Raw genomic sequence first — 22932 nt, 5'->3', positions numbered from 1 at the left:
GTCTGACTCAGGAACGGGCTCTCTCGCACCAATGAGCTTACCGACCTCTTTGCCGACGCCACCCGCCCAATTTATGCTCCCACACCCGTTTCATCCTCCGTGGTCGCGCGCAGCGCGGTGGTAGACTCAGGATGACATCTCGTTTGCATAATCGATTGTAGAATCTGGTATGAGCCTGGTGTCGATCCGCCGGATCGACGAGAAAAGGCCGGGAGCTCGGCGGCTCCCGGCCTTCATCCGACCCGGACCGGACGCGTCTCAGGGCGTGCCGGTCCAGATGTGGTCGCGGACGTAGGGGAAGAGCGCGCCGCCGGGAGGCATGCCGCTCAGGTACCAATCGCGCACGATCGCCGACTGCTGCTCGGCGTCGTACTCCGCCCACGCCTTGCCCGGCTCGTACCGGTACGCGTCGTCGCCGCTCAAAAAGGCGCTGACGAGGGCGCGGACGGCGTAGTCGAGCGTGCGCGAGGGGTGCACGCCCTGCCACACGTGCACGAGCTGCTGGATGAAGACGGCGTCGCCCCGCTGGCCGCCCACGCGCCCGGCGGCGCCGGTGGGGTCGGCGTAGACGTCGGGGCCCGCGTGCACCACGAAGGCGCCGAGCGTGGTGGGGTGCGGCACGGCGTACGGGCGCCCGTGCAGGCCCAGCTGGTTGGAGAGGTGGACCAGGTCATACGGCAGGCTCTCGCGGAAGACCTGCCGCGCCCACACCTCTTCGGCCTCGGTGAGCGGGCGCTCCTCGTACGGCGGGAGCTCCACCTCGTTGGCCCCGGGGGCCTCGGCCTTCCACTCCTCGCCGGCCTCCTCCTCTTCCGGGGCGGGCTTCATCTCGGCGAACATCGCCGCCGTCTCGCGCGCCACCCACCCGGCGGCGAAGGCGGCCACGCCGATCCCGCGGCGGACGTGCGGCGCCGCGGCCTCGAGACCGTAGCGCACCTCGTCCTTGAAGTCTTCGGCCACCTGGCGCGTCTGGTCGGGAGCGGCCTGCGCGGCGTCGCGCACGCCGTCCACCACCAGCTCCACCATCTCGCTCACGGCCGCCTTGAAGTCGTCGAACAGTCCCACCTGAGTCTCCTGGTACGGGGGGAGGGAACCCTTCGATGGTAACGGCGAGCCCCGCCGGAGTGCAACGGGTCGCGGCCGATCCCCGGCGCCGACGTCTTACGTGGGCGCGGGAGGCGGCGTTTCGGCGGGTGGCGGTCCGCCGCGGGCGCATGCATTGACAGGGGGCGCAAACAGGCGTAGCTTGCAACTGAGACATAGATTGTCCACTTGGATTCGCTTTCGAAAATCCAAGGCGGATCACAGGACGGAGATACGGGGTCGCGACGCCCCCGCCCGGCAGAGTGCCGGGCGGGGGCGTCCGCGTTCGGGGGAGGGGAGGACGGAAACGGGGCCCGACCAGGTCCACGCCCCGGCAGAGCGCCCGGGAAACAACGGCGCCGGCGAACCGGGGCCGGGAGCGGCCCGGGGACACTCACGCGCGCCAGCATCCCCAGGGGCCGGGGCGGAACGATGGAACTGGCGGCAGCCGCGGAGGAGCGAGCCCGGCCGCGGCGACGGGCACCCACACCGGAAGGACCGATCATGGCCAAGGCACACACCTTCACCGAGGACTTCAACGACAACGCTTCCGACACCACGAAATGGTGGGTGTTCGGCGACGCCCGCGAGGTGAACCGGCGCCTGGAGCTGTGGCTGGCCAGCAGCGCGGCCGACAGCTACGCCGGCTACACCGCCAAGGGCACGTACGACCTCACCGGCTCGCGCATCTGGGTGGAGCTCGTCCAGGCCCCGCGCACGGGGCAGGCGCGCCTGCGGGCGTACCTGAGCGAGGGGAACGAGCTCAGCATCGGGCTGGTGGACGGCCTGCTGCGCTGCGAGCAGCAGGTCGGGGGCGCGTACCTGGTGTTCCTCACGGTGCCCTACGACCCGGAGGCGCACCGCTGGCTGCGGCTGCGCGAGCTGAACGGCACCGTCTTCTGGGAGGTCTCGCCCGACGGGTCCGCGTGGACCACGCTGTACAGCAACCCGGCCCCCTTCGCCGTGACCGCGGTGAGCCCCGGGATCTTCACCGGGACCTGGCAGCCGGCCCCGTCGCCCGGCGTGGCGGTCTTCGACAACCTGAACGTGGCCGCCACCTCGCTCGCGCGGCGCGTGGAGGAGCGGCGCCGGTCGGCGCGCGCCGTCCGCGCCGACGCGGCCGAGCTGGCGGCGGGGCGGCGCCACGACGAGCACGCCAACAACAACGACGAGGTGAACTACCCCGACCGCCCCTTCATCGGCAGCTACTCCAAGAGCCTGAAGCACGACTCGCTGGGAGACCCGGAGCCGATCTCGTACGGCACCCTGCTGCGCGCGCTGCAGAGCGAGGACCCGGCCGACTTCGAGGAGATCCAGCTCGCCTCGTCCACGGCGCTGAAGCTAACCAACCCGCAGTCCGGACTCGCCTTCGACCTCGAGGGCCCCGACGCGCAGGCGCTCACCCTGCAGCCCGCCCCCCGCTTCGACAGCGAGGTGGCGGCGCACGAGATGGGCGAGCTGTACTGGATGGCGCTGGCCCGCGACGTCGCCTTCATCGACTACGGGACCGACGGCACGATCGCGGCGGCGGTCTCCTCGCTCAATGGCGAGTTCCCGCGGTTCGGCGGGACGGTGCCGGTGACGGCGCAGAACGTCTTCCGGGGCATCTATCCGGGCGAGCAGGCGGGCCCCTACGTCTCGCAGTTCCTGTGGAAGGGGAACGTCGACCCGCGCAAGCCGGCCGGGCAGGGCCGCGACGCCGCCGACGGGATCATCTCCTACGGCGCGCGGGGGATCGACCAGCGCATCGTCCCGGCCCAGGCGGGAACGAACTCGATCGCGGTGTTCCAGACCTGGCTGAACGTGCAGAACGGAATGGACAGGCGCGGCATGGACGTCCTCGACACCGTCAAGCGCTTCATCCGCTCGCTGCGCGACGGGGCCACCTTCGTGCACTTCGACCAGGTGCTGGACGCCTACTACAACGCCGCCTGGTACCTGATGTCGGAGCCGCGCGGGAACCAGCTCACCTTCGTGAGCGGGGGGACCACCGGGCGCCCGCAGATCGACCTGGAGTTCTCGCCGGACCAGGGGAACCCGTACGACCCGCCGGGAGCCGCGGGCGACTCGAGGACGCAGACCGGCTTCGCCACCTTCGGCCCGATCCACCTCCTCCAGGTGCTGGCCGAGGTGCTGGGGCGGGCGCTGCGGGCGGTGTGGTGGCAGAAGTGGGGGGTGCACCGGCGGCTGCGCCCCGAGGAGTACGGCGGGCGCGTGCACAACCACCTCACCGGCGCGCGCACGTACCCCCTGCATCCGAGCATCCTCACCTCGCTGCAGTCCGGCTGGCTGGCGCCGTACGTGGGGCAGGCGGGCGAGCGCTTCCCCAGCTCGTACCTGCTCCCGCAGGCGTACCCCGAGGGCGCCCCCACGCACCCGGCGTACGGGGCGGGGCACGCCACCGGCTCGGGGGCGTGCGCCACCATCCTCAAGGCGTTCTTCGACGACACCGCGCAGATCGAGAACCCCCTGCAGGCCACCGCCGATGGCCTCTCGCTGGTGCCCTACACCGGCGCCGACGCGGGGCAGATGACCGTGGGCGGCGAGCTGAACAAGCTGGCCGGCAACATCGCCCTCTTCCGCGACGCGGCAGGCGTGCACTGGCGCAGCGACTACACCGCGTCGCTCCCCCTGGGCGAGGCGGTGGCCATCGGCCTGCTCCAGGAGATGACCCTGGGCTTCAACGAGGACGACGCCTTCTTCGAGCTGACCCGGTTCGACGGCGTCCGCATCCGCATCTTCGACGGCAAGGTGGTGCCGGTGGTGTAGCCGTGAACGCGGGCGCCGGCGCGGAGCCACGCTCCGCGCCGGCGCTTCCTTCTATCGCACTTCTTTCCCGGCCGGCCCCCGACTTCGGCACTTCCCACTCGGAGCCCGCACGCGGCGGCGCGAGGCGGCATTCCGGCGGGGTGGCGGACCCGCCCGCGGACGCCCAAGATTGCGGGCGCGCCGCGGCGAAACCGCCCCCGCCGGCCCGTCTCTACGTACGCGGCCGGCGCTCATCCCCTTTCATGCGGCCGGACTTCCCGGCAACCCCGGAGGCTTCCATGCTCGTCGTCATCTCCGACCTGCACTTCGAAGAAGAAGACCACGACGTCATCACCGACCCGGCCACGGGGCGCAGGATCGGCCGCCGGCGCAACTTCCCCGTGACCGCCTTCCTGCGCTGGATCCGCGGGCTCGCCCTGGAGGCGGCCCGCAACGGCGGCGGGCGGGAAGGGGGCGGGCGCGGCGTGCGCGAGCTCCACCTGGTGCTGGCCGGAGACATCTTCGACGTCAACCGCACCACGCTGTGGTTCACGCCCCCCGGGGGGCCGATGCCGTACGACGACCCGCCCGCCGCCGGATCGCCTCTGGAGGCGAAGGTGCTCCAGGTCCTGCGTGCCATCGCCGGCGACGAGCGCGTGGAGCCGGTGCTGCGGGCGTTCCGCCTCCTGGCCACGCAAGGGAGGTACGTGGACGACGCCGGGGAGGAGGCCGACTTCCCCGCGGACCGGATCCAGGTGCACTACCTCCCCGGCAACCACGACCGGCTCTGCAACGCCACGCCCGAGATCCGCCGCTGGGTGCGCGAGACGCTGGGGATCGCCCCCGTGAGCGGGGACCGCTTCGCCAACCAGCTCGAGTTCGCCGACCCGCGGGTTCTGGTCCGGCACGGGCACGAGTACGACCGCTTCAACTTCTCCGCGGACCTTTCGAAGGCGAAGACGATCCCGGCGCGGCTCCCGCCGGAGCAGTACGACGCTCCGCCCTTCGGCGACTTCACCACCGTGCAGGTGGGCTCGCGCCTGCCGCTGGAGTTCCGGCGCGTCCACGGCGAGGAGCGGATCCTCGCCACGCCGCTCCTGGAGCACGTCTACGAGCGGCTGCTGGAGTTCGACGACGTGCGCCCGCAGTCGGCGGTGGTGGAGTTCCTGCTGCGCGACCCCGACCTGGCGGACGTGCCGGACCGGGAGATCTGGGCGGTGGTGGAGCCGGTGGTCCGCCGCATCCTGGCCGACGTCCGCAGGGATCCGTTCCTGCGCGGATGGCTCAAGCGGCTGGAGAAGCAGTGGGAGCCGGACGTCTTCGACGCCGTGCAGGTGGTCCTGGACACCAGCGCCTGGAAGCTGACCCGGCGGCTCCCCCTGTCGCTGGTGCGGCGGCTGGCCGGCACCGGCGGCGGCGAGGGCGCGCCGCCCGTGGCGTTCGCCGCGCGCGAGGAGGCGATCCAGGGCGGCCGCGCGCGCTACCTGGTGGCCGGCCACACGCACCGCCCCGCCGTGGAGCTGGCCGCGGCCGACCGGGACGGCGGCCGCTACTACATCGACACCGGGACCTGGCGCAACCGCATCCCCACCGCCCCGGGACGCACCGGGTTCGGCCGGGTGAAGGCGCTCACCTACGTGATCCTGTGGTCCACCGGCGAGGACCGGGGCGACCCGCCGCACCCGGGGAAGATCGACTCGTTCGACTACTGGTCGGGGTACACGCAGCGCTTCCCCGCCGCCTGACCCAGGGCGCGGGACCGGCGCGCCGTCCTCGGTGCCGCGCCTCGAGCGTGCACCAGGCGGAGGCGTCGCGGGCGATCGGCAGCTCTTCGTCGGTGGGTCACCCAGGCATCGGGGTGGACGCCTTCCGGGGGAAATGCGCCCCTCGTGGGTGCGGGGGGCATGCATTGACAACGGACGCGGAGAGAGATAGCTTACAAAGGACGATCAAATTGTCATCTTAGATACGCTTTAAAAGCGTCGGAGTGAATTAAAAGACAGAGATGCGGGGTCGCGACGCCCCCGCCCGGCAGAGTGCCGGGCGGGGGCGTCTGCGTTGGCGGGAGGGAGGGCGGACGAGACGCACTGGAGATGGGCCGAGGAGAGGCCCCCGCCGGACTAACGGGTCCGTGCAGGGGCCTCTTCGCGCGCTGCGGCCGCGCTCGGCCGCGGGCGCGTCCGCCATGACGGGCAGCGGGGGCGCGGGCTTCGCGCCTGGCGGGAACCTTCTCACCCACGGGAGGAACGATGCCTCAGCTTCCCCGGCGCGAGGAAGAGCGGCGCCTGGCCGCCCTCGGCATCCGGCAGCAGGCGGCCGAGCTCGCGGCCGAGCGGCCGCATCCGGTCGACGACAACAACTCGGACGAGGTCAACTACCCCACCCGGCCCTTCGCGGGCAACTACTCGAAGGGGCTGGAGCACGACGCCCTGGGCGACCCCGACCCCGAGTCGTACGCCACCCTGCTGCGGGCGGTGCAGAGCCGCGACCCCGCCGACTTCGAGCAGATCCGCCTGGGCCCCGGCGGGATCAAGCTCACCAACCCGCAGTCCGGGCTGGCCTTCCACCTGGAGGGCCCCGACAGCCAGGAGCTCACCCAGCCCCCCGCGCCGCGCTTCGACGGCGCGGTGACCGCGCACGAGGCGGGCGAGCTGTACTGGATGGCGGTCGCCCGCGACGTGCCGTTCATCAACTACGGCACCGACCCGCTGATCGCGGCCGCCGTCGCGTCGATCAACGGCGAGTTCTGGGAGTACGGCGGGCCCCGGGGCGTCACGGCGCAGACCGTCTTCCGCGGGCTCGAGCCCGGGGCGCAGGCGGGCCCGTACGTGTCGCAGTTCCTGTGGAAGGGCAACAGCGACCCGCGCAAGATGCCGGGCGGCGGCCGCAACGCCACCGACGGCTTCATCGCGTACGGGGCGCGGGTGATCGACCAGCGCCAGCAGACGGTGAAGGGGTACCCGGAGATCGGCGCCGCGGCCGACTACCTGACCGTCTTCGACACCTGGCTGCAGGCGCAGAACGGCGCGGACTTCCGCGGCCAGGACCAGTTCGACTTCACGCAGCGCCGCTTCATCCGCAACCTGCGCGACGGGACCAACTACGTGCACTTCGACCTGGTGATCGACTCCTACTACAACGCGGCGTGGTACCTCCTGTCGGAGCCCCTGGGCAACCAGCAGACTCCCAATGCCGGCGCGGTGCCGATGCGCGACCGCGAGTTCCCCTTCGACGCGGGGAACCCGTACGCTCCGCCGGCCCCCGACTCGCCCACCGAGGCGGGGTTCGTGACCTTCGGCGACGTGCACGTGATCGAGGTGCTCACCGAGGTGATCGGCCGCGCCGGGCGCGCGGTGTGGTGGCAGAAGTGGGGGGTGCACCGGCGGCTGCGCCCCGAGGAGTACGGCGGGCGGGTGCACAACCACATCACCGGCGCCCGCACCTACCCGATCGACGGCAGCATCGTCAACTCGCTCACCGCGGGCGGGCTGGCGCCGTACTACCCGGAGCGCTGGGCGCCGTCGACGACGTACCTGCTCCCACAGGCCTACCCCGAGGGGGCTCCCACGCACCCGGCGTACGGCGCGGGGCACGCCACCATCAGCGGGGCGTGCGTGACCATCCTCAAGGCGTTCTTCGACGAGAGCAAGACCATCGAGAGCCCCGTGCAGGCCAGCGCCGACGGCACCGCCCTGCTCCCGTACACCGGCCCCACGCTCACCGTGGGGGGCGAGCTGAACAAGCTGGCCGACAACGTCTCGCTCTTCCGCAACGCCGCCGGCGTGCACTGGCGCTCCGACCACCAGCAGTCGCTCCTGCTGGGCGAGGCGATCGCCATTCGCCTCCTGCAGGAGCTGTCGATCACCTTCAACGAGGACGACGCGTACTTCCAGCTCACCCGGTTCGACGGCACCACCGTCCGCATCCGCGACGGGTGGGTGGACGTGGTGCCCCAGCAGGCGGGCTCGTGAGCCGACCCTCTCTGCGGACCCAGGCCCGGCCCTTCAGGGCGCCGGCCCGGCCGCACACCCACAACCCACGCGGTGCCCCCGGCCGGGACGCCGTGGACCCGCGCTCAAGCGGAAGGCAGGAAAGTATGACGTTCGTGATTCGCGAAGCGGGCGGCGTCCGCTTCTCCGAGGACCTGGTGCTGGGGAGCGGGCTGGCGCTCGGCACGAGCGCCCTCGGTGTTCCCGAGCTGCTGGGCGGGGGAGAGGCCGTGCTCGTGCCGTCGGGCGGCGACGACACGGCGGCGCTCCAGGCGGCGCTGAACGCCAGCACGCGCGTGCGGCTGGCGCCCGGCACGTTCCGCATCGGCGCCACCGTCACCGTCCCTCCCGGCCGGGCGCTGGTCGGCACGGGGGGGCAGGCGACGGAGGTGGTGGCCTCCCACTCCGGCGACGCGTTCGCCCTCGCCGTAGGGCCGGAGATCCTCCTCGGCACGCAGATCACCGCCATCGAAGACCTGGTGATCACCGGCCCCGGCTACTCGGTGGGCACGGGGGTGGGGATCAGCGCCACCCAGCCCGGCGCCGGCGGGTCCATCGACACGCGGATCCGCCTCCGCAGCCTCTTCATCAGCGGGTTCGGCGGAGGGGGCGTGCTGGTGCAGGAGGCGAACAAGGTGGAGCTCTACGACGTGGCGGCGAGGCACATCGGCGGGACCGGCATCTCGCTGGACGGCTCGGGCCATTCCACCAACCGCCTGCTCTGCGCCGGCCTGGTGAGCGCCCAGAGCGGCAGCGGCATCGCCATCAGCAACTTCCTCTCGGTGCAGGTGGCCAACGCGCAGGCGATCGGTCTTGGGGGCACAGGAATTCTGGTGACCGGCTGCGCGGGGCTGCAGCTCTCGGGGCTCCAGTGCATCTACACGGGCGGGAGGGGGCTGCACGTGCAGCAGTGCTCCGGGGTGGCCATCGACGGCGCCAGCGTGCTCGGCTGCGTCGGCTCGCTGTGGGTGGAAGCGTGCACCGGCGTGAGCGTGGGCGGCCTCCGCTCCAGCAACTCCAGCGGTCACGGGGTGCGGATCAGCGGAGGCGCCAGCGTCGCGATGCACGGCCTGGTGACCGACCAGAGCGGGCTCACGGGCCCGGTGCCGGCGCCACACCTGCTGGTGGACGGCGGCGCCACGGAGGTGCTGGTCACCTCGCTGCGCAAGACCAACTCCGCCGGCGGGCCGCCCACCTTCGAGGCCGACGTGGCCGGCGCGGGGGGGCGGGTGGTGTTCATCCAGAACAACCTGGACCCCGCCCGCATCAACTCCGGCGGCAGGTTCGTGCAGCTCTGAGCACGGGGACGGGTCCTGAAAAGCCTCACACAGAGTCAACGGAGTCGACGGAGAACACCGTGGGTCCTCCGTTCCCTCCGTTGACTCCGTGCGAGACATTCGTGACGGTGCCTGCTCCCGCGCGAAGCTTTTCGGGGAACGGGATTCAGTACCGCGTCTCGATCCCGTGCACCAAGCGGTAGGTGTCGCGGGCGATCAGCAGCTCCTCGTCGGTGGGGATCACCCACACCTCGGGGTGGGCGCCCTCCGGGGAGATGCGCCCCTCGCGGCCGCCCACGGTGGCCTGGTTGAGGGCGTCGTCCAGGCGGATGCCGGCCCACTGCAGCCCCTGGCAGACCCGGGCGCGCACCGGGGCGGCGCCCTCGCCGATGCCGCCGGCGAAGCAGACGGCGTCGGCGCCGCCCAGCGCGGCCAGGTAGGCGCCCACGTACTTGCGCACCCGGTAGCAGAAGATCTCGATGGCGAGGCGTGCCCGCCGGTCGTCGTGCTCGTCGGCCTCGGCCAACAGCTCGCGCATGTCGTTGGTGAGCCCGCTAATCCCCAGCAGCCCCGACTGCTTGTTGAGCAGGCTCTCCACCTCGTGCAGCGAGAGGCCCTCCTTGCCGGCGATGTAGTCGAGCACCGCCGGGTCCAGGTCGCCCGAGCGGGTGCCCATCACCAGCCCCTCCAGCGGGGTGAAGCCCATGGAGGTGTCGACCGAGTCGCCGCCCGAGACGGCGCACGCGGAGCAGCCGTTGCCCAGGTGCAGGGTGACGATCTTCGTCTGCTCGCGCGTCTTCCCCGTCAGCTGCCGGTAGCGGTAGCTCACGTAGCGGTGCGAGGTGCCGTGGAAGCCGTAGCGCCGCACCCGGTGCCGGCGGTAGAGCGAGTAGGGGATGGCGTAGAGGAAGGCGCGCTCGGGTAGCGTGTGGTGGAACGAGGTGTCGAAGACGGCGGCCTGGGGGACGCCGGGGCCCAGCACCGCGCGCACCGCCTGGATCCCGCGCAGGTTGGCGGGGTTGTGCAGCGGCGCCAGGTCCACGTACTCCTCGATCCCGCGCAGCACCGCGTCGTCGATCAGCACCGAGCGGACGAAGCGCTCGCCGCCGTGCGCCACCCGGTGCCCCGCCGCGCCGATCTCGCCCACGCCGCCGAGCGGCACCCCCGAGCCCTCCGAGGTCATCCACCCCAGCAGGTGGTCGACGGCGGCGCGGTGGTCGCGCAGCGCGGCCGTCCCCCGCTCCGCCACGCCGCCGCCCGCGCGGTAGCCCCACACCGCCTCGCCGCCGATGCGCTCCACCTGCCCGCGCGCCAGGCGCCGGTCGGCGCCCGCCGCGATCTTCTCCTCGTCGGTGTCGATCAGCTGGAACTTGAGCGACGCCGAGCCGACGTTCAGGACCAGGATGTTCATGCTCTCGCGAAGCGCGCCGGGCCGCTCCCCCCGGGAGACCGGGAGGTCCCTGAGGTTAGCGGCCCGGCGGCGGCGGGGCCAGCGGCACCCGCCGGGAGGCGCTTTCGCGTCAGCCGTTGCCGTTCGCGGCGCCGCCGGGCTGCGCCGGCGCGTCCATCTTCGCCTTGGTGGTGTCCAGGAACTTGGTGAGGGTGGTCACCACCTGGTGGATGCCGTCGGCGCCGCCGGCCAGCAGCAGGCCGGTGATCCCCACGTCGAAGGCGGCGAACCAGAGCTGCTGCCCTCCCTGCAGCGCGTCCAGCGCCCCGGCGGCCAGCAGCGGGCCCACGGCGCGCACGCCCACCAGCGCGGCGAACACGGAGAGCGAGAGCGAGACGATGAAGGAGTAGCGCTGCGTGGACATGCGGTAGCGGTCCAGCGCCATCCGTGCGAAGCGCGCGCTCTGCTCGTCCCGGGGATGGTCGACGCTCCACTGGCGCTCGCGCGAGCCCTGGGCGCGCCAGGCGGTGATCACCACCTCGACCGCGCGCTCGATGAAGAGCGCCACGGCGATCAGCGGCGCCAGCACCTGGCCCACGTTCAGGAGCCCGTCGCCGGAGAAGGCGAGCGACTGCGCGAAGCCGATGTCGCGGCCGACCAGGAACAGCACGATGCCCATCCCGGCCGCCAGCAGCGCGACGGGGCCGATGGGGAGCCGCGCGGGCGAGACGACGGCCTGCTGCTCGGCGGGGACGACGACGGGGGCGGAAGGCTGGGGATTGCTCATGAATCGCTCTCGGGAAGAAGGTCTCGGAAGGGGTGCCGGGCCGCGACGGGGGAAGGGTCCCGGCGCCGGCGGACGCTTTACCGGGTGCCCGGCTCGCCGCCGGCGGCGGCCAGGTCCATCCCCCGCTCCGCCAGCGCCGCGTGCAGGGCGCGGGAGACGAAGGTGCTCCAGTAGCCGTTGGCCACCAGGCCGCGCTCCGCCTGGAAGCGCTTGAGCGCGACCGTGCCGTCCTTCCCCCAGACGCCGTCGACGGGGCCGGGGTCGCAGCCGGCGGCGGCCAGGGCGCGCTGGCGCTGGACTACCGTGGCCGTGGGGGTCCACACGTCGTAGATGGACGCCTCGGGGTAAATTCCCCGCAGCACCCGCGCGAAGGGGAAGCCGGAGACGTCCACCTTGTGTCCGGGGCAGACGTCGTGGTGGCCGTGGTGGTCTTCGGGGCCGAGGTGCGGCCAGCGGCGCTGGATCTCGCGCCCCACCTCGATCATCATCCGCACCTGCTCCTCGGTCCACGGCTGCACGACGAGCGGCCTGCCGTCGGGGCCGGCGGTGTGGATCCAGTCGGGCCCGGCCATCCCGGCGCTGGTGGCGTAGCCGATGTTCACCGTCTCGACGCCCACCGTGGAGCGCGAGCCCTTGTGGTCCGGGTCGGTGAGCGCCCGGCCGTCCCAGCGCAGCGTCTGGTGGACGCCGGCGTGCCAGGAGCGGTTCTCCAGCGACACGTAGCGGTCCACCCCCTCGGCGAAGCTGCGTCCCACGGCGTAGTGGGCCGACGCCTGCCCCTTGCGCTCGGGATTGGCGCCGCCCAGCACCTGGCGGCACACCCTGAGGTCCCAGGTGACGGTCCAGTGCCAGGTGACGCCCAGAGGCCTCCCCCCGATGGCCTCGGGCCACCCGCGGGTGACGGCCTGCCCCTCGCCGAGGGGGATCATGGCGCCGTCGTTGAGCTCGAACGGCAGGCCGGCGACGGGAACGGAGCCGATCCCGTTGGGGACGGTGGTCTCAGCGGGACACATCGTGGTCGCGTGACGGTGGAAGACGGCCGGGGTCGGGTGACGGGATCGGGAAAAGGGCGGCGGCGCCCGAAGGCCCGGGCGGGCGGTGGACTCGTCGGGATGATGAGGGGGAAGCGCGCGCGCTGATGGAAGCTACTGGAGAAGCGGCCGGCGGACAAGGAAGCCCGCCGACGCGGGCGCGCCGGCGGGCGGCCGGAGGGCCCTCGCCCGCGCGGCGTTCCGCAGTCGAAGCCTCGCGGGGTCCGCGAGGCTTTCTGCCGTGGTTGCCGCGGCTTATGCTGATCGACGATCTGCTTCGGTATTCGCGATCGAAGTTCCCTACGAGCCCGATCACCGGATCGGATTCCCGATCGGCATCAGCCGCCTTTGGCCCCGCCGACCTCGACCACGTCGTCGCCGGCGACCACGAAGACGCGGTCGCCGGGGCAGACCGCCACGTCGGCCGTGCCGGTGAAGTCGCCGAAGGCGGGAAGGATCCCCACGCGCGGGCCGAAGTGGAAGCACGGCAGCCGCTGGCGCTGGCGCCCGGGGCCGCGCAGGGTGACCGAGGGGTGCACGTGGCCCGCCAGCACGTAGCCGGCGGCCGACTCGAAGGGGTGGTGGGAGAAGACGAAGGGGCCGTGGGCCCGGGGCGGGTCCACGCAGGCGATCTCCAGCTCGGGGGGCGGATCTCCGGCGCGGCGGTCGTGGTTGCCGCGCACCAGCACCACCTCGAGCCCCGGGTGCCGCTCCCGCCAGGCGCGCGCGGCGGCCAGGGTGCGCGGGGCGCGGCCCTCGCGGGCGTGGAAGAGGTCGCCCAGGATCACCAGCCGCGCCGCGCCGGTGCGCTCCAGGGCGCGCGAGAGCCGCGCGAGCCCCGCGCTGGTGGTGCCGCCGGGGACGGCCACGCCCGCCGCGCGGAACGCCGCCGCCTTCCCCCAGTGCGGGTCGGCCACCAGCAGCGTCCGCGCGCTTTTCCAGAACACCGCGCGCTCGGGGAGGAGCACCAGCCCCTCGCCGGCGAGCTCGAACGTGAATCCCGTCACCGGTCCGGCTCGCCGCCTCCCTCCCGCCAGAGCCAGACGTCGCCCGAGATCCACGCCGACGCCGGCCGGCCCCCCGACGCGGTGAGCGGGGAGAAGCGCATCCCGGCCAGGACCTCCTCCACCTGGTCGGCGTACTCCGGGCGCGAGAGGCCCTGCGAGACGTCGACCGAGCGGGGGTCCACCGTGCCGTCGGGCCGCACGAAGACCCGGACCTGCAGCAGGCCCTGCGTCTCCCGGTACCACAGCGTGGTCTGGTACAGCTCCAGCAGCCGCCGCTCGACGTCGGCCCGGTTCTCCAGCACGGGGGCCCCGTCCAGGTCCGCCCCCGTGTACGTCTCGCCGAGCATCACCTTCGGCTGCGGCTCCGGCGCCGGCGCGGGCTCCGGCCCGGGCGCGGGCGCGAGCGGGGCCGCGGCCGCGGCCTCGGCGTCGTAGCGCGGGTAGTCGTCGTACGGAGCCGCCTGCGCCGACATCCAGGGGGGCGGGCCGGTGAGCACGGCGGCCGCCAGGAGCAGCAGGATGGCCGCGGCCAGCGTGCGCCGGTCGACGGGCCCGGCGCCCCACGCCACCATGCAGATGAAGATCATCATCAGCCCGAACAGGCCCAGCACCTGGAGGGCGGGGAGGTGGCTCGCCAGCAGCATCCACACGCCCGGCGCCAGCCACGCCACCGGGCTGCGCAGCGCCCCGGGCGCGAGCGCCGCCCGCAGCTCCGGGTCCAGCTTCGCCAGCGCCGGCCGCTGCCAGGGGGCGTCGGCGAACACGCTGCCCGGCGGCGCCGCCAGCGGCCCCGGCGCCGTCTGCGCGAGCCGGACGGGCGGGGTGGGCGCGGCGGCAACGACGGGGGCGGGCGCCGGCGCCGCGGCCTGCACCCGCCGCCGCGGCGCGCGCGCGGGGCGGGGCGGGGCCGGGGCCGCCTGCTCGGGGAAGGGGTCGCGCCCCTGGAGCAGCCCGGCGCGCTCGCACCAGGGGCAGGCGTCCAGGTGGGGCCCGTGGCGGTGGCGGGGGTTCGTCGCGCACGTCACGAGCGCCGCCTCGGCCCCGGCGAGCGCGCCGCGCCACTCGGCGGCGGTGGGGCGCGCGGCGGGGTCCTGGTGGCCGCCCAGGAAGGCGCGCAGGAAGAGCGCCTGGAGCGCCGGGTCGAGCAGCTCGAAGCGGGGAGCCAGGCGCGGCGGGCGGCAGACCGGGTGCTCGGCGCCGTGGGGGAAGAGCCCGCGGCGGATGCGCTCCTCCACCGGGGGCACCTCGCCGCCGTCGGCCAGGCGCGAGGCGAAGGGGTGCGTCCCCTCCATCAGCAGGAGGAAGAGGAGCGCCGCCAGGCCGAAGAGGTCGTGCTCGGGGAGGCGGTCCAGCTCGGCGAAGGAGAGACCCTGCAGCTCGGGCGGGGTGAACTCGGGCTTGCCCACGTGCGAGCGGTGCACGGTGCCGTCGTCGGGGTCGCGCACCTGGAACGAGTCGGTGTCCACCAGCGTCACCGCGCCGCCCTCGCCCAGCAGCACGTTCGACTCGTTGACGTCGCCCACCACGTAGCCGCGCGCGTGCAGCGCCTCGAACGCCGCGGCCAGGTTGGCCCCCGCGCGGTGCAGCACGCCGTAGTGGCAGAGCGGGGCCGTCCGGCGGCGGGTGCTGGGGTTGTAGAACTCGAAGACGCGCGGCCCCTCGGCGCGCGGCATCAGGAACCCGGCGAAGCGCCCGCGCCCGTCCAGCAGCAGGTCGCACGGCCATGCCAGCGCGGCCACGGCGGGGTCCAGCTCCGGCGGGTCTTCCATCATCAGCGCCAGCTTGCGGGCGCGCTGGATGGTGGGGGCGTGGTAGAGCTTGGCGACGAGCGTCGGGTCGCGCGGCAGCCCCAGCACGCGCGCCTCGCCGCCCGCGCCCAGCTCCAGCGCGTCGTCCAGCGCCAGCAGCTCCAGCGTCCGGCGGCGGCGGAAGATCAGGGGCGCGGGGAGGGCGAGCACGTCAGCCATGGCCGCGCGCCGCCAGCAGCAGGGTGAGGTCGTCGTCGGAGCGCGCCGTCACCCGCGGGCCGGAGAGGAAGGCCCCCAGCTGCCGCTCCGCCTCGCGCGGGTCGCCGCCCTCCGCCGCGAAGGCGAAGAGCGGGGCGAAGAACGGCGCGTGCGGCACCTTCTCCGGGAACTTGAGCGCCAGCCCCTGCAGCCCGTCGGTGAAGACGCCCACGTGCCGCGCCTCGCCCCGCCACGCCGCCCGCTGCGCCGCCGCGACCGCGCCGGGCGAGGTGAGGAAGACCGTCTCGTTGGCGAACTCGCCCGAGGTGGGCACGGTGACGCTGCGCATCCCCCCGTCCTCCGTGGCCACGATCACGGCGCCGTCGCCCACCTGCGCCGCCGCCACCCCGCCGTCCCACGCCACGCAGGCGATGAGCGTGGTGGCCAGGTCGCGGATGTCGGCGCCGCGGCGGGCGGCCTCGGCGTGCACGGCCTCGAGCGCGGCGGCCAAGGCGGCGTCGAGCGCGGCCGTCCACCCGTCTCCCGAGGCGTCGACGGCGGCCGCCGCGCGGGCGAGGGCGTCCACGGCGGCGTGGGCGGCGGCGCGCGCCCCGGCCTCGGCCAGGGGGGCGCTGCCGGCGCCGTCGGCCGCCGCCAGCGCCACGGCGCCGCGGGGGAGCCGGCGCCAGTCGTGCGCGTCCTGGCAGGGGAGCCCGCCGCGCGCGTGGCCGGTGCCGCGCACCGAGACACCCAGCACCCGCCAGTCTCCGGCGGTCCGGCCGGCGGAGGGTGCGGCCGGGGCCGCGGTGGGGACGAGCGTGGCGTCCGTCACAGCTCCGCCCACCCGGTCGGCTGCAGGCGCACCGACTCGTCGGGGCGCGAGTGGGCCACCGACTGCATGCTGCGCGAGAGCCAGACGAACATCTCGCGGAAGTCGAGCCCCCGCAGCCGCAGCGGGTCGCGCACGGTGAGCTGCTTGAGCTTGGAGAGGTTCGCCCGCTCCACGCCCACGGCGAAGAACGCCACCTGCTTCTTCTCCTCGGCCTCGCGGATGCGGCGCGCGGCCTCACGGATCGCCTCGTCGGGCTCGCCCTGCGGCTCGCCGTCGGTCACCAGGAAGATCCAGGGGCGGTAGTAGGCCACGTCGTAGGCGCGGTAGCGGGCCTTGCGCTCCTCCACCAGGTCGAGGGCCAGGTTGATGGCCTCGCCCATGTGCGTCATCCCGTCGGCGTCCAGGAGCGGCACGTCGAAGAGGTCGGGGCTCGTCCAGTCCTGCACCAGCCGCGCGGCGTCGTCGAACGCCACCACGGCCACCTCCACGCGGCGCGAGGCCAGCGGGTCCAGCGCCAGGTCGAAGCGGAAGGCGTCGAGCCCCGCCTGGAGCGCGTCGAGCGGCTCGCCGCGCATGGAGCCGGAGGTGTCGAGCAGGAGCACGCAGGGGCAGCGCGGCTCGGGGTTCTCCGCGAACTCCACGGCGTCCTCGAGCCTGGAGAGCTGCGACATGGGGTCGGTTCCTTCGGACTGCGGTGGACGAGTGGGGTGGCTGCGGGTCCAGCGGGATCTCGAATATCGCCACGATCCCCGTGCGGCGACAAGGGTTTGGGGACGATCCGCGCCACTCCCTGCCGCTCAGTCTCTCGGACGGCGATGAACTACGGAAGAGCGGGCCGCGGGTTTTGGGCGTGTCCCTCCGCTGCGCTCCGGGCCGGGCTGCGCGCGCATCCCTCACGCTCGTTCCGCCCCGCCGAGTGCCGGTGCGGGGCCACCCTCCACCGCGCAGCGGGGGAGGGACCGGCGCGCCAGGCGCCAGGGAGGGGGCTTCACCCCCGCTCCGCCTCCCGCTCCAGCCGCACCTGCATCTTCCTCACGCGCTCGGCCAGCGTTTCGCTCGACACCTGCTCGCGGGTGCGGTCCACCAGCAGCGGGAAGGCCAGCGGCGGCGTGCGCTTCGGCTCGCTGATCACCACTCGGCCGGCGGAGAGGCGCTCCAGCGTGCGCCCCAGCCGGCTGCTCTCCAGCTGCCGCTCCAGCACCTCGCGGTGCGCCTGGCTCACCAGCAGGTTGCCGGGGTCGTAGCGGGTGAACACGTCGAAGAAGAGACCGCTGGACGCCTGCAGCTGCCGCGCGCTCTTCGACTGGCCGGGGAAGCCGGTGAACACCAGTCCCGCCACCCGCGCGATCTCGCGGAACTGCCGCCGCGCCATCTCCGTGGCGTTCAGCGACGCCGGCACGTCGTCCAGCAGATTCTCCGGGCGCAGCAGCCCGGCCGCCAGCGCCTCCTCCAGCGGCGCCTCCTCCGGCGAGAGGAGCTCGATCCCGTAGTCGTTCATCGAGAAGGTGAACGAGATCGCCTTCAGGCGGGAGATGCGGTACGCCAGCAGCGCCGCCAGCCCCTCGTGCACCAGCCGCCCCTCGAAGGGGAAGAAGTACAGGTGGTGCCCCTCGCGCGTCTTCACCCGCTCGATCAGGAGCTCGTCGGCCGCGGGGATCTTCGACCAGCGCGCCTGGATCTCCAGGATCGGGCGCACCGCCTCCATCTCGGGGCCGCGGAACTCCCCCCGGCTCGCCTCCTCCAGCCGCGCCCGCAGCGCCGCCGCGAGCTCCGTCGAGAGCGGCATGCGGCTCCCCATCCAGCGCGGGATCGCCCCGCGCGAGGTGCTGGCGCGGCGCACCCACGCCTTCATGTCGCGCACCCGCACGAACTCCAGCGGCTTCCCGGCGAAGAAGAAGCGGTCCCCGGGCCGGAGGCGCGCGATGAAGCTCTCCTCCACCGTCCCCAGCCTCGGCCCCCGCAGGTACTGCACGGCCATCGCCGCGTCGCTCACGATGGTGCCGATCGCCATGCGGTGCCGGCGCGCCACCTGCCGGTCTTCGACGACGTACAGCCCGTCGTCGTTCTGCACCACGCGCTGGAACTCGGGGTACGCCCGGAGCGCCTCGCCGCCGCGGGTGACGAAGTCGATCACCCAGTCCCACTCGTCGTACCGCAGCTCCGCGTAGGCGTGGGTGGTGCGCACCTCCGCCAGCAGCTCGCCCGGCCGGAAGCCGCCGCCGAGGGCGACCGTGACCACGTGCTGCGCCAGCAGGTCCAGCGGGCGCTCCACGGGAAGGCGGCTCTCGATGGCGGCCGCCTCCACCCCGTCGCGAGCGGCGGCCACCTCGATCAGCTCCAGCACGTGCGTGGGGACGCAGGTGACGCGGCTCTCCACCCCCGGCCGATGGCCGCTGCGCCCCGCGCGCTGCAGCAGCCGGGCGACGCCCTTGGGGCTGCCCACCTGGAGCACGCGGTCCACCGGCGAGAAGTCCACCCCGAGGTCCAGGCTCGACGTGGCGACGACCACGCGCAGGCGGCCCGTCCTCAAGCCCTCCTCCACGAACTCGCGCGTCCGGCGGTCGAGCGAGCCGTGGTGCAGCGCGATCTCCCCCGCCCACTCCGGGCGCGCGGCCAGGATCGCCTGGAACCAGATCTCCGTCTGCGAGCGCGTGTTGGTGAAGACGATGGCGCTCTCCGCCTGGTCGAGGACGTCCAGCAGCTGCGGGAGCATCTGCGTCCCCAGGTGCCCGGCCCAGGGGAAGCGCTCGATGGTGGGCGGGATCAGCGCGTCGACGACCACCGTCTTCGGCACCAGCCCGCGCACGATGCGCCCCGGGCGGTCCCGGCTCGCGACGCCCAGCAGCGTGGCCCGCGCCTCGTCCAGGTTGCCGATGGTGGCCGAGAGCCCCCAGGTGCGCAGCTCCGGACGCCAGGCGCGCAGGCGGGCGAGCGCCAGCTCCGTCTGCACGCCGCGCTTGGTGCCCATCAGCTCGTGCCACTCGTCGACGACCACGGCGCGCAGGTCCGCGAACAGCTCGCGCGCGTCCGGGCGCGAGAGGAAGAGCGACAGGCTCTCGGGGGTGGTGACGAGCGCGGTGGGGAGCCGCGCGCGCTGGCGGGAGCGCACCGCCGCGGGGGTGTCGCCCGTGCGCGACTCCAGCGTCCAGGGGACGGCGAGGTCTTCCAGCGGCGCGCGCAGGGCCTCCTCGGTGTCGCCCGCCAGCGCGCGCAGCGGCGTGATCCACAGGATGCGCAGCGGTGGGGAGTCGGCGCGCCGGACCCGCGCGGGCGCGTCCGGGTGCCCCTGCATCCACTCCAGCAGCGGCCCCAGCCACGCCGCGTACGTCTTCCCCGTCCCCGTGGCCGCGTGGATCAGCCCGCTCTCGCCCGCGAGGTAGGCGTCCCACACCTCGCGCTGGAAGTCGAACGCCTCCCACCCGCGCGCGGCGAACCACGCCTCCATGCGGTCGAGCGGATCGTCGGCGGCGGCGAGCTTTCGGGCGGCGGCGGATCGGGCCACGGGCGGATCGGCGCGGGTGCGAAGGTGTTTCTTCCGTCCGCTTTCCACGGCAACGATCGCGCCGTGCGCTAAAACGATAAGTCGAGATCAACCCTGCATCGTGTCTGCGCTGGCGGAATCGGATCGAAACTTGATCTGACCTCGCTTTGTGATCACGTTAACATCATCATGAGAGGATCGGGGCGCGTGAGACACTCCCGTCGCATGCCGAGGAAAGGAGGCTGATCCATGACCGTCGAACAGCTTTACGACCAGCGCATCAAGCCGCTCCCGGCTTCAGACCGGCTGCGGCTGGCCCGACTCATCCTGGATGGGATTGCGCCGGAGTCGGTGGTGGACTTCCAGACTGAATGGAGCGAAGAGGATCTGCGGGACTTCAGCCTCTCCGCGTGGGCACGGCTGGAAGCGGAGGAGAGTGCCGGCAATGGCTGAGCCCGGCGACGTAGTCACGGTGGACTTTCCAGGTGCCACCGGAGTCAAGCGGCGACCCGCTGTTGTCGTCTCCAGCCGGCTTTACCACGCGCACCGGCCGGATCTCGTCCTCGCGGCGCTGACCTCGCAGATATCCGCAGCGCGCTCGCCCACCGATTACCTGCTTCAGGACTGGCAGGCCGCGGGGTTGCACCAGCCGACCGCATTCCGCGCGTACTTCGCAATGGCTGGACGCTCCACAGTCAAACCCGTCGGACGCCTCTCCGAACGCGACTGGCACGAGGTGCAAGGATGCCTCGCCCGCGCACTCGCATTCCAGGACGAGCGGACGGGTTCTGCTTGACGGTCGTTGCGCGAACCAGCGGCGTGTCGATAGCGTGTCCCGCTCCCGACAAGCATCTCCTGAACCACGCTCTGGACCAATGCGCCGGCTTCTCCCGCTCTCGCACCTCGTCCTCTGCGCCATCGCGCTCCTCACTGTCCCGGCGCGCGCCCAGGGCCCGTCCGCCTACCGCGCGGCCGCCGACTCGCTGATCCGGGGCGCCACCGCGGACAGCGCGGCGTGGAACCGCGTCGCCGAGCTGGCGGACCGCTTCGGGCCGCGCTTCAGCGGCACCGACAACCTGGAGCAGGCGATCGACTGGGTGGTGGAGCAGATGCGCCGCGACGGGCTGGAGAACGTGCATACCGAGCCGGTGATGGTGCCGCGCTGGGTGCGCGGCGCCGAGTCCGCCGAGCTGGTCACGCCGCGCCGCGTCCGGCTGCACCTGCTGGGCCTCGGCGGCAGCGTCGGCACGCCGGTGGAGGGCGTCGAGGCCGAGGTGCTGGTGGTGGGCTCGTTCGAGGAGCTGGAGCGGCGCGCGGCGGAAGCGCGGGGGAAGATCGTCCTCTTCGACGTCCCCTTCACCACCTACGGCGAGACGGTGCGCTACCGCTCGGGCGGCGCGTCGGCGGCCGCGAAGGCCGGCGCGGTGGCGAGCCTGATCCGCTCCGTCGGCCCGTTCGGGATGCAGACGCCGCACACCGGGAGCCTGCGCTACGACACCACCGCCGCCCGCATCCCCGCGGCCGCGCTCTCGATGGAAGACGCGATGATGATCCGCCGGATGACGTCGCGCGGCGAGCGGGTGCGCGTGCGGCTGTCGATGGGCGCGCGCATGCTCCCCGACGCGCCCTCGCGCAACGTGGTGGCCGAGATCCGCGGCCGCGAGCGCCCCGACGAGGTGGTGGTGATGGGCGGCCACATCGACTCGTGGGACGTGGGCACGGGGGCGATGGACGACGCCGGCGGGAGCGTGGCGGCGTGGGAGGCGGTGCGGCTGATGAAGCGCCTCGGCCTGCGCCCGCGGCGCACCGTGCGCGTGGTGCTCTGGACCAACGAGGAGAACGGCCTGCGCGGCGCCAACGCCTACCGCGACGCGCACCGCGCCGAGGTCGACCGGCACGTCCTGGCCATCGAGTCCGACGCCGGCGTCTTCGCCCCGCGCGGCTTCGGCTTCACGGGGTCCGACGCGGCGTACGCGGTGGTGCGCGAGATCGGGCGGCTGCTGGAGGGGATCGGGGCGGGGACGATCAACCGCGGCGGCGGGGGCGCCGACATCGGGCCGCTGATGCAGCTGGGCGTGCCGGGGGCGGGGCTGGAGGTGGACGGCTCGCGCTACTTCTGGTACCACCACACCGACGCCGACACCCCCGACAAGCTCGACCCCGCCGAGGTGGCCCGCTGCGTGGCCGCCATGGCGGTGCTGGCCTGGGTGGCCGCCGAGCTCCCCGAGCCCCTCCCGCGCGGCCCCGCGCCCCAGCGCTGAACTGCCTGGCTCTCACAGAGGGCACAGAGGACACAGAGGAACGGCCTGTTGCAGGCGAAGTCCTCTCTGTGCCCTCCGTGTCCTCTGTGAGATCAGGGGTTTTCTCAGCTTCCGCCGAGCGTCAATCAACCGGCTTGCGGGCGACGACGGCGTACATCATCGGGATGTCCGGCATCCCGTCGGGCATGTACCAGCGCCGGTGCTCCGGATCGTAGCGCATGTTCTCGAACGGCTTCCAGCCGCGGGAATAGAGGTACTCGCGCAGCACCTCGATCACGAGCCCGCCGTCGATCAGCGCCTGCACCACCTCGCCGACGCCCCAGGGGAACTCGATGGACGGATGCGGGTTGCGGAAGTCCCGCACCCCCTCGTGATACTCCCCGAGCGCCAGCCCCTCCCGCGACATGGCCACGTAGTCGCCGATCCCCTCCAGCTCCAGCGGCTCGCCGCCGGTGGAGTACGGCCAGTGCAGCGTCAACCGCTCGTCGAACATCCCCAGCACCGGGTGGAACTCCGCTAGCACGAAGCGCCCGCCCGGCCGCAGGACGCGCGCGATCCCCGCGCCCCACGCGCGGAGGTCGGAGAGCCAGGGAACCGCCCCGTACGACGAGAACGCCAGGTCGAAGCGCTCCCCCTCGCGCGCGGCCCGCTCCAGCCAGTCGTACACGTCCGCGCGCTCGAAGCGCGCCGCGACTCCCGACTCCTCCGCCAGCCTCCGCGCGAACTCGACCGCCTCGTCGCTGATGTCGACCCCGAGCACGTCGGCGCCCAGCCGCGCCAGGCTCAGCGTGTCCTGCCCGGCGTTGCACTGGAGGTGGACCACGCGCAGGCCCGCCACGTCGCCGAGCAGCTCGCGCTCCTCCTCGCGCAGCGTGCTCCCGCCCGCGCGGAAGAACGCCGCCTGGTCGCCCTTGTGGCTGTTGTGCGCCGCCGTGGCCGCGTTCCACGACCGCCGGTTCTGCTCGTGCAGCTCGCGCTTCATGGTTCGGTAGATCCGGGTCGCCGGTTCGATGTGAGAAAACGACGGAGTCGAGCGGGGCGAGGCAAGACCTCCCCGCCTTGCCGCGCCGCTCCGCCCTCGCGAAGATGCTGGCGCCGGA

At 73.3% G+C, this 22932-nt stretch carries 17 protein-coding genes; 7 read left to right on the top strand and 10 right to left on the bottom strand.

Going from position 1 to position 22932, the window contains the following annotated elements:
* Positions 1-258: 258 nt before the first annotated feature.
* The gene (locus VF746_16595) at positions 259-1065 is read right to left on the bottom strand and encodes a hypothetical protein (protein ID HEX8694043.1); all 807 of its coding nucleotides are present in this window, start codon (positions 1063-1065) and stop codon (positions 259-261) included.
* 522 nt (positions 1066-1587) lie between these two features.
* On the opposite strand from VF746_16595, the gene VF746_16590 reads away from it, so the two are divergent.
* From VF746_16590 to VF746_16575, 4 genes are all read left to right on the top strand, one after another.
* Complete coding sequence (locus VF746_16590; protein ID HEX8694042.1) at positions 1588-3852, top strand: vanadium-dependent haloperoxidase; 2265 nt, start codon at positions 1588-1590, stop codon at positions 3850-3852.
* A 278-nt stretch (positions 3853-4130) separates the two neighbouring features.
* Positions 4131-5576: a hypothetical protein gene (locus tag VF746_16585; protein ID HEX8694041.1), complete on the top strand. Its 1446-nt coding sequence runs from the start codon at positions 4131-4133 to the stop codon at positions 5574-5576.
* 504 nt (positions 5577-6080) lie between these two features.
* Positions 6081-7802, top strand: a complete 1722-nt coding sequence (locus tag VF746_16580) for a vanadium-dependent haloperoxidase (protein ID HEX8694040.1) — start codon at positions 6081-6083, stop codon at positions 7800-7802.
* Positions 7803-7927: 125 nt separating this feature from the next.
* Positions 7928-9118 (top strand): right-handed parallel beta-helix repeat-containing protein, encoded by a 1191-nt coding sequence (locus VF746_16575; protein HEX8694039.1) that lies wholly within the window; start codon positions 7928-7930, stop codon positions 9116-9118.
* 145 nt (positions 9119-9263) lie between these two features.
* Here the strand turns inward: VF746_16575 and VF746_16570 are convergent, their stop codons facing one another.
* From VF746_16570 to VF746_16535, 8 genes are all read right to left on the bottom strand, one after another.
* Positions 9264-10508, bottom strand: a complete 1245-nt coding sequence (locus VF746_16570; GenBank protein ID HEX8694038.1) for an acetate kinase — start codon at positions 10506-10508, stop codon at positions 9264-9266.
* Positions 10509-10617: 109 nt separating this feature from the next.
* A complete protein-coding gene (locus tag VF746_16565) occupies positions 10618-11274 on the bottom strand; it encodes a hypothetical protein (GenBank protein ID HEX8694037.1) in 657 nt (218 codons plus the stop codon).
* Positions 11275-11351: 77 nt separating this feature from the next.
* Positions 11352-12287 carry an N-acetylmuramoyl-L-alanine amidase gene (locus VF746_16560; GenBank protein HEX8694036.1) on the bottom strand — a complete coding sequence of 312 codons (936 nt, stop codon included), beginning with the start codon at positions 12285-12287 and terminating at the stop codon, positions 11352-11354.
* Between the two features lie 356 nt (positions 12288-12643).
* Positions 12644-13312 (bottom strand): ligase-associated DNA damage response endonuclease PdeM, encoded by a 669-nt coding sequence (gene pdeM / locus VF746_16555; protein HEX8694035.1) that lies wholly within the window; start codon positions 13310-13312, stop codon positions 12644-12646.
* Entirely contained in the window at positions 13309-15279 is a 1971-nt protein-coding gene (locus VF746_16550; GenBank protein HEX8694034.1) for a hypothetical protein, read from the bottom strand. Before VF746_16550 ends, pdeM begins: the two co-directional genes overlap by 4 nt.
* Positions 15272-16090, bottom strand: coding sequence for a protein phosphatase 2C domain-containing protein (locus tag VF746_16545; protein ID HEX8694033.1), 819 nt, complete (start codon positions 16088-16090; stop codon positions 15272-15274). Before VF746_16545 ends, VF746_16550 begins: the two co-directional genes overlap by 8 nt.
* A complete protein-coding gene (locus VF746_16540; GenBank protein HEX8694032.1) occupies positions 16087-16761 on the bottom strand; it encodes a VWA domain-containing protein in 675 nt (224 codons plus the stop codon). The genes VF746_16545 and VF746_16540 overlap by 4 nt, the downstream gene beginning before the upstream one ends.
* A 317-nt stretch (positions 16762-17078) precedes the next feature.
* Positions 17079-19592, bottom strand: coding sequence for a ligase-associated DNA damage response DEXH box helicase (locus VF746_16535; protein HEX8694031.1), 2514 nt, complete (start codon positions 19590-19592; stop codon positions 17079-17081).
* A 228-nt stretch (positions 19593-19820) separates the two neighbouring features.
* Between VF746_16535 and VF746_16530 the strand changes: the two genes are divergently transcribed.
* The 3 genes from VF746_16530 (at position 19821) to VF746_16520 (ending at position 21832) form a co-directional block, all read left to right on the top strand.
* Positions 19821-20024, top strand: a complete 204-nt coding sequence (locus VF746_16530) for a hypothetical protein (GenBank protein HEX8694030.1) — start codon at positions 19821-19823, stop codon at positions 20022-20024.
* On the top strand, positions 20017-20367 hold the full coding sequence (locus tag VF746_16525) for a type II toxin-antitoxin system PemK/MazF family toxin (protein ID HEX8694029.1): 351 nt from the start codon (positions 20017-20019) through the stop codon (positions 20365-20367). The genes VF746_16530 and VF746_16525 overlap by 8 nt, the downstream gene beginning before the upstream one ends.
* Before the next feature lie 79 nt (positions 20368-20446).
* On the top strand, positions 20447-21832 hold the full coding sequence (locus VF746_16520) for a M28 family metallopeptidase (protein ID HEX8694028.1): 1386 nt from the start codon (positions 20447-20449) through the stop codon (positions 21830-21832).
* Positions 21833-21953: 121 nt separating this feature from the next.
* Here the strand turns inward: VF746_16520 and VF746_16515 are convergent, their stop codons facing one another.
* A complete protein-coding gene (locus VF746_16515; protein ID HEX8694027.1) occupies positions 21954-22814 on the bottom strand; it encodes a class I SAM-dependent methyltransferase in 861 nt (286 codons plus the stop codon).
* Between the last annotated feature and the right edge of the window lie 118 nt (positions 22815-22932).

The sequence above is a fragment of the Longimicrobium sp. genome (assembly GCA_036389795.1).
Taxonomy (GTDB): domain Bacteria; phylum Gemmatimonadota; class Gemmatimonadetes; order Longimicrobiales; family Longimicrobiaceae; genus Longimicrobium.
Note: the sequence above shows the minus strand (reverse complement) of the source record. Positions and strands in the feature narration are given on the sequence as shown.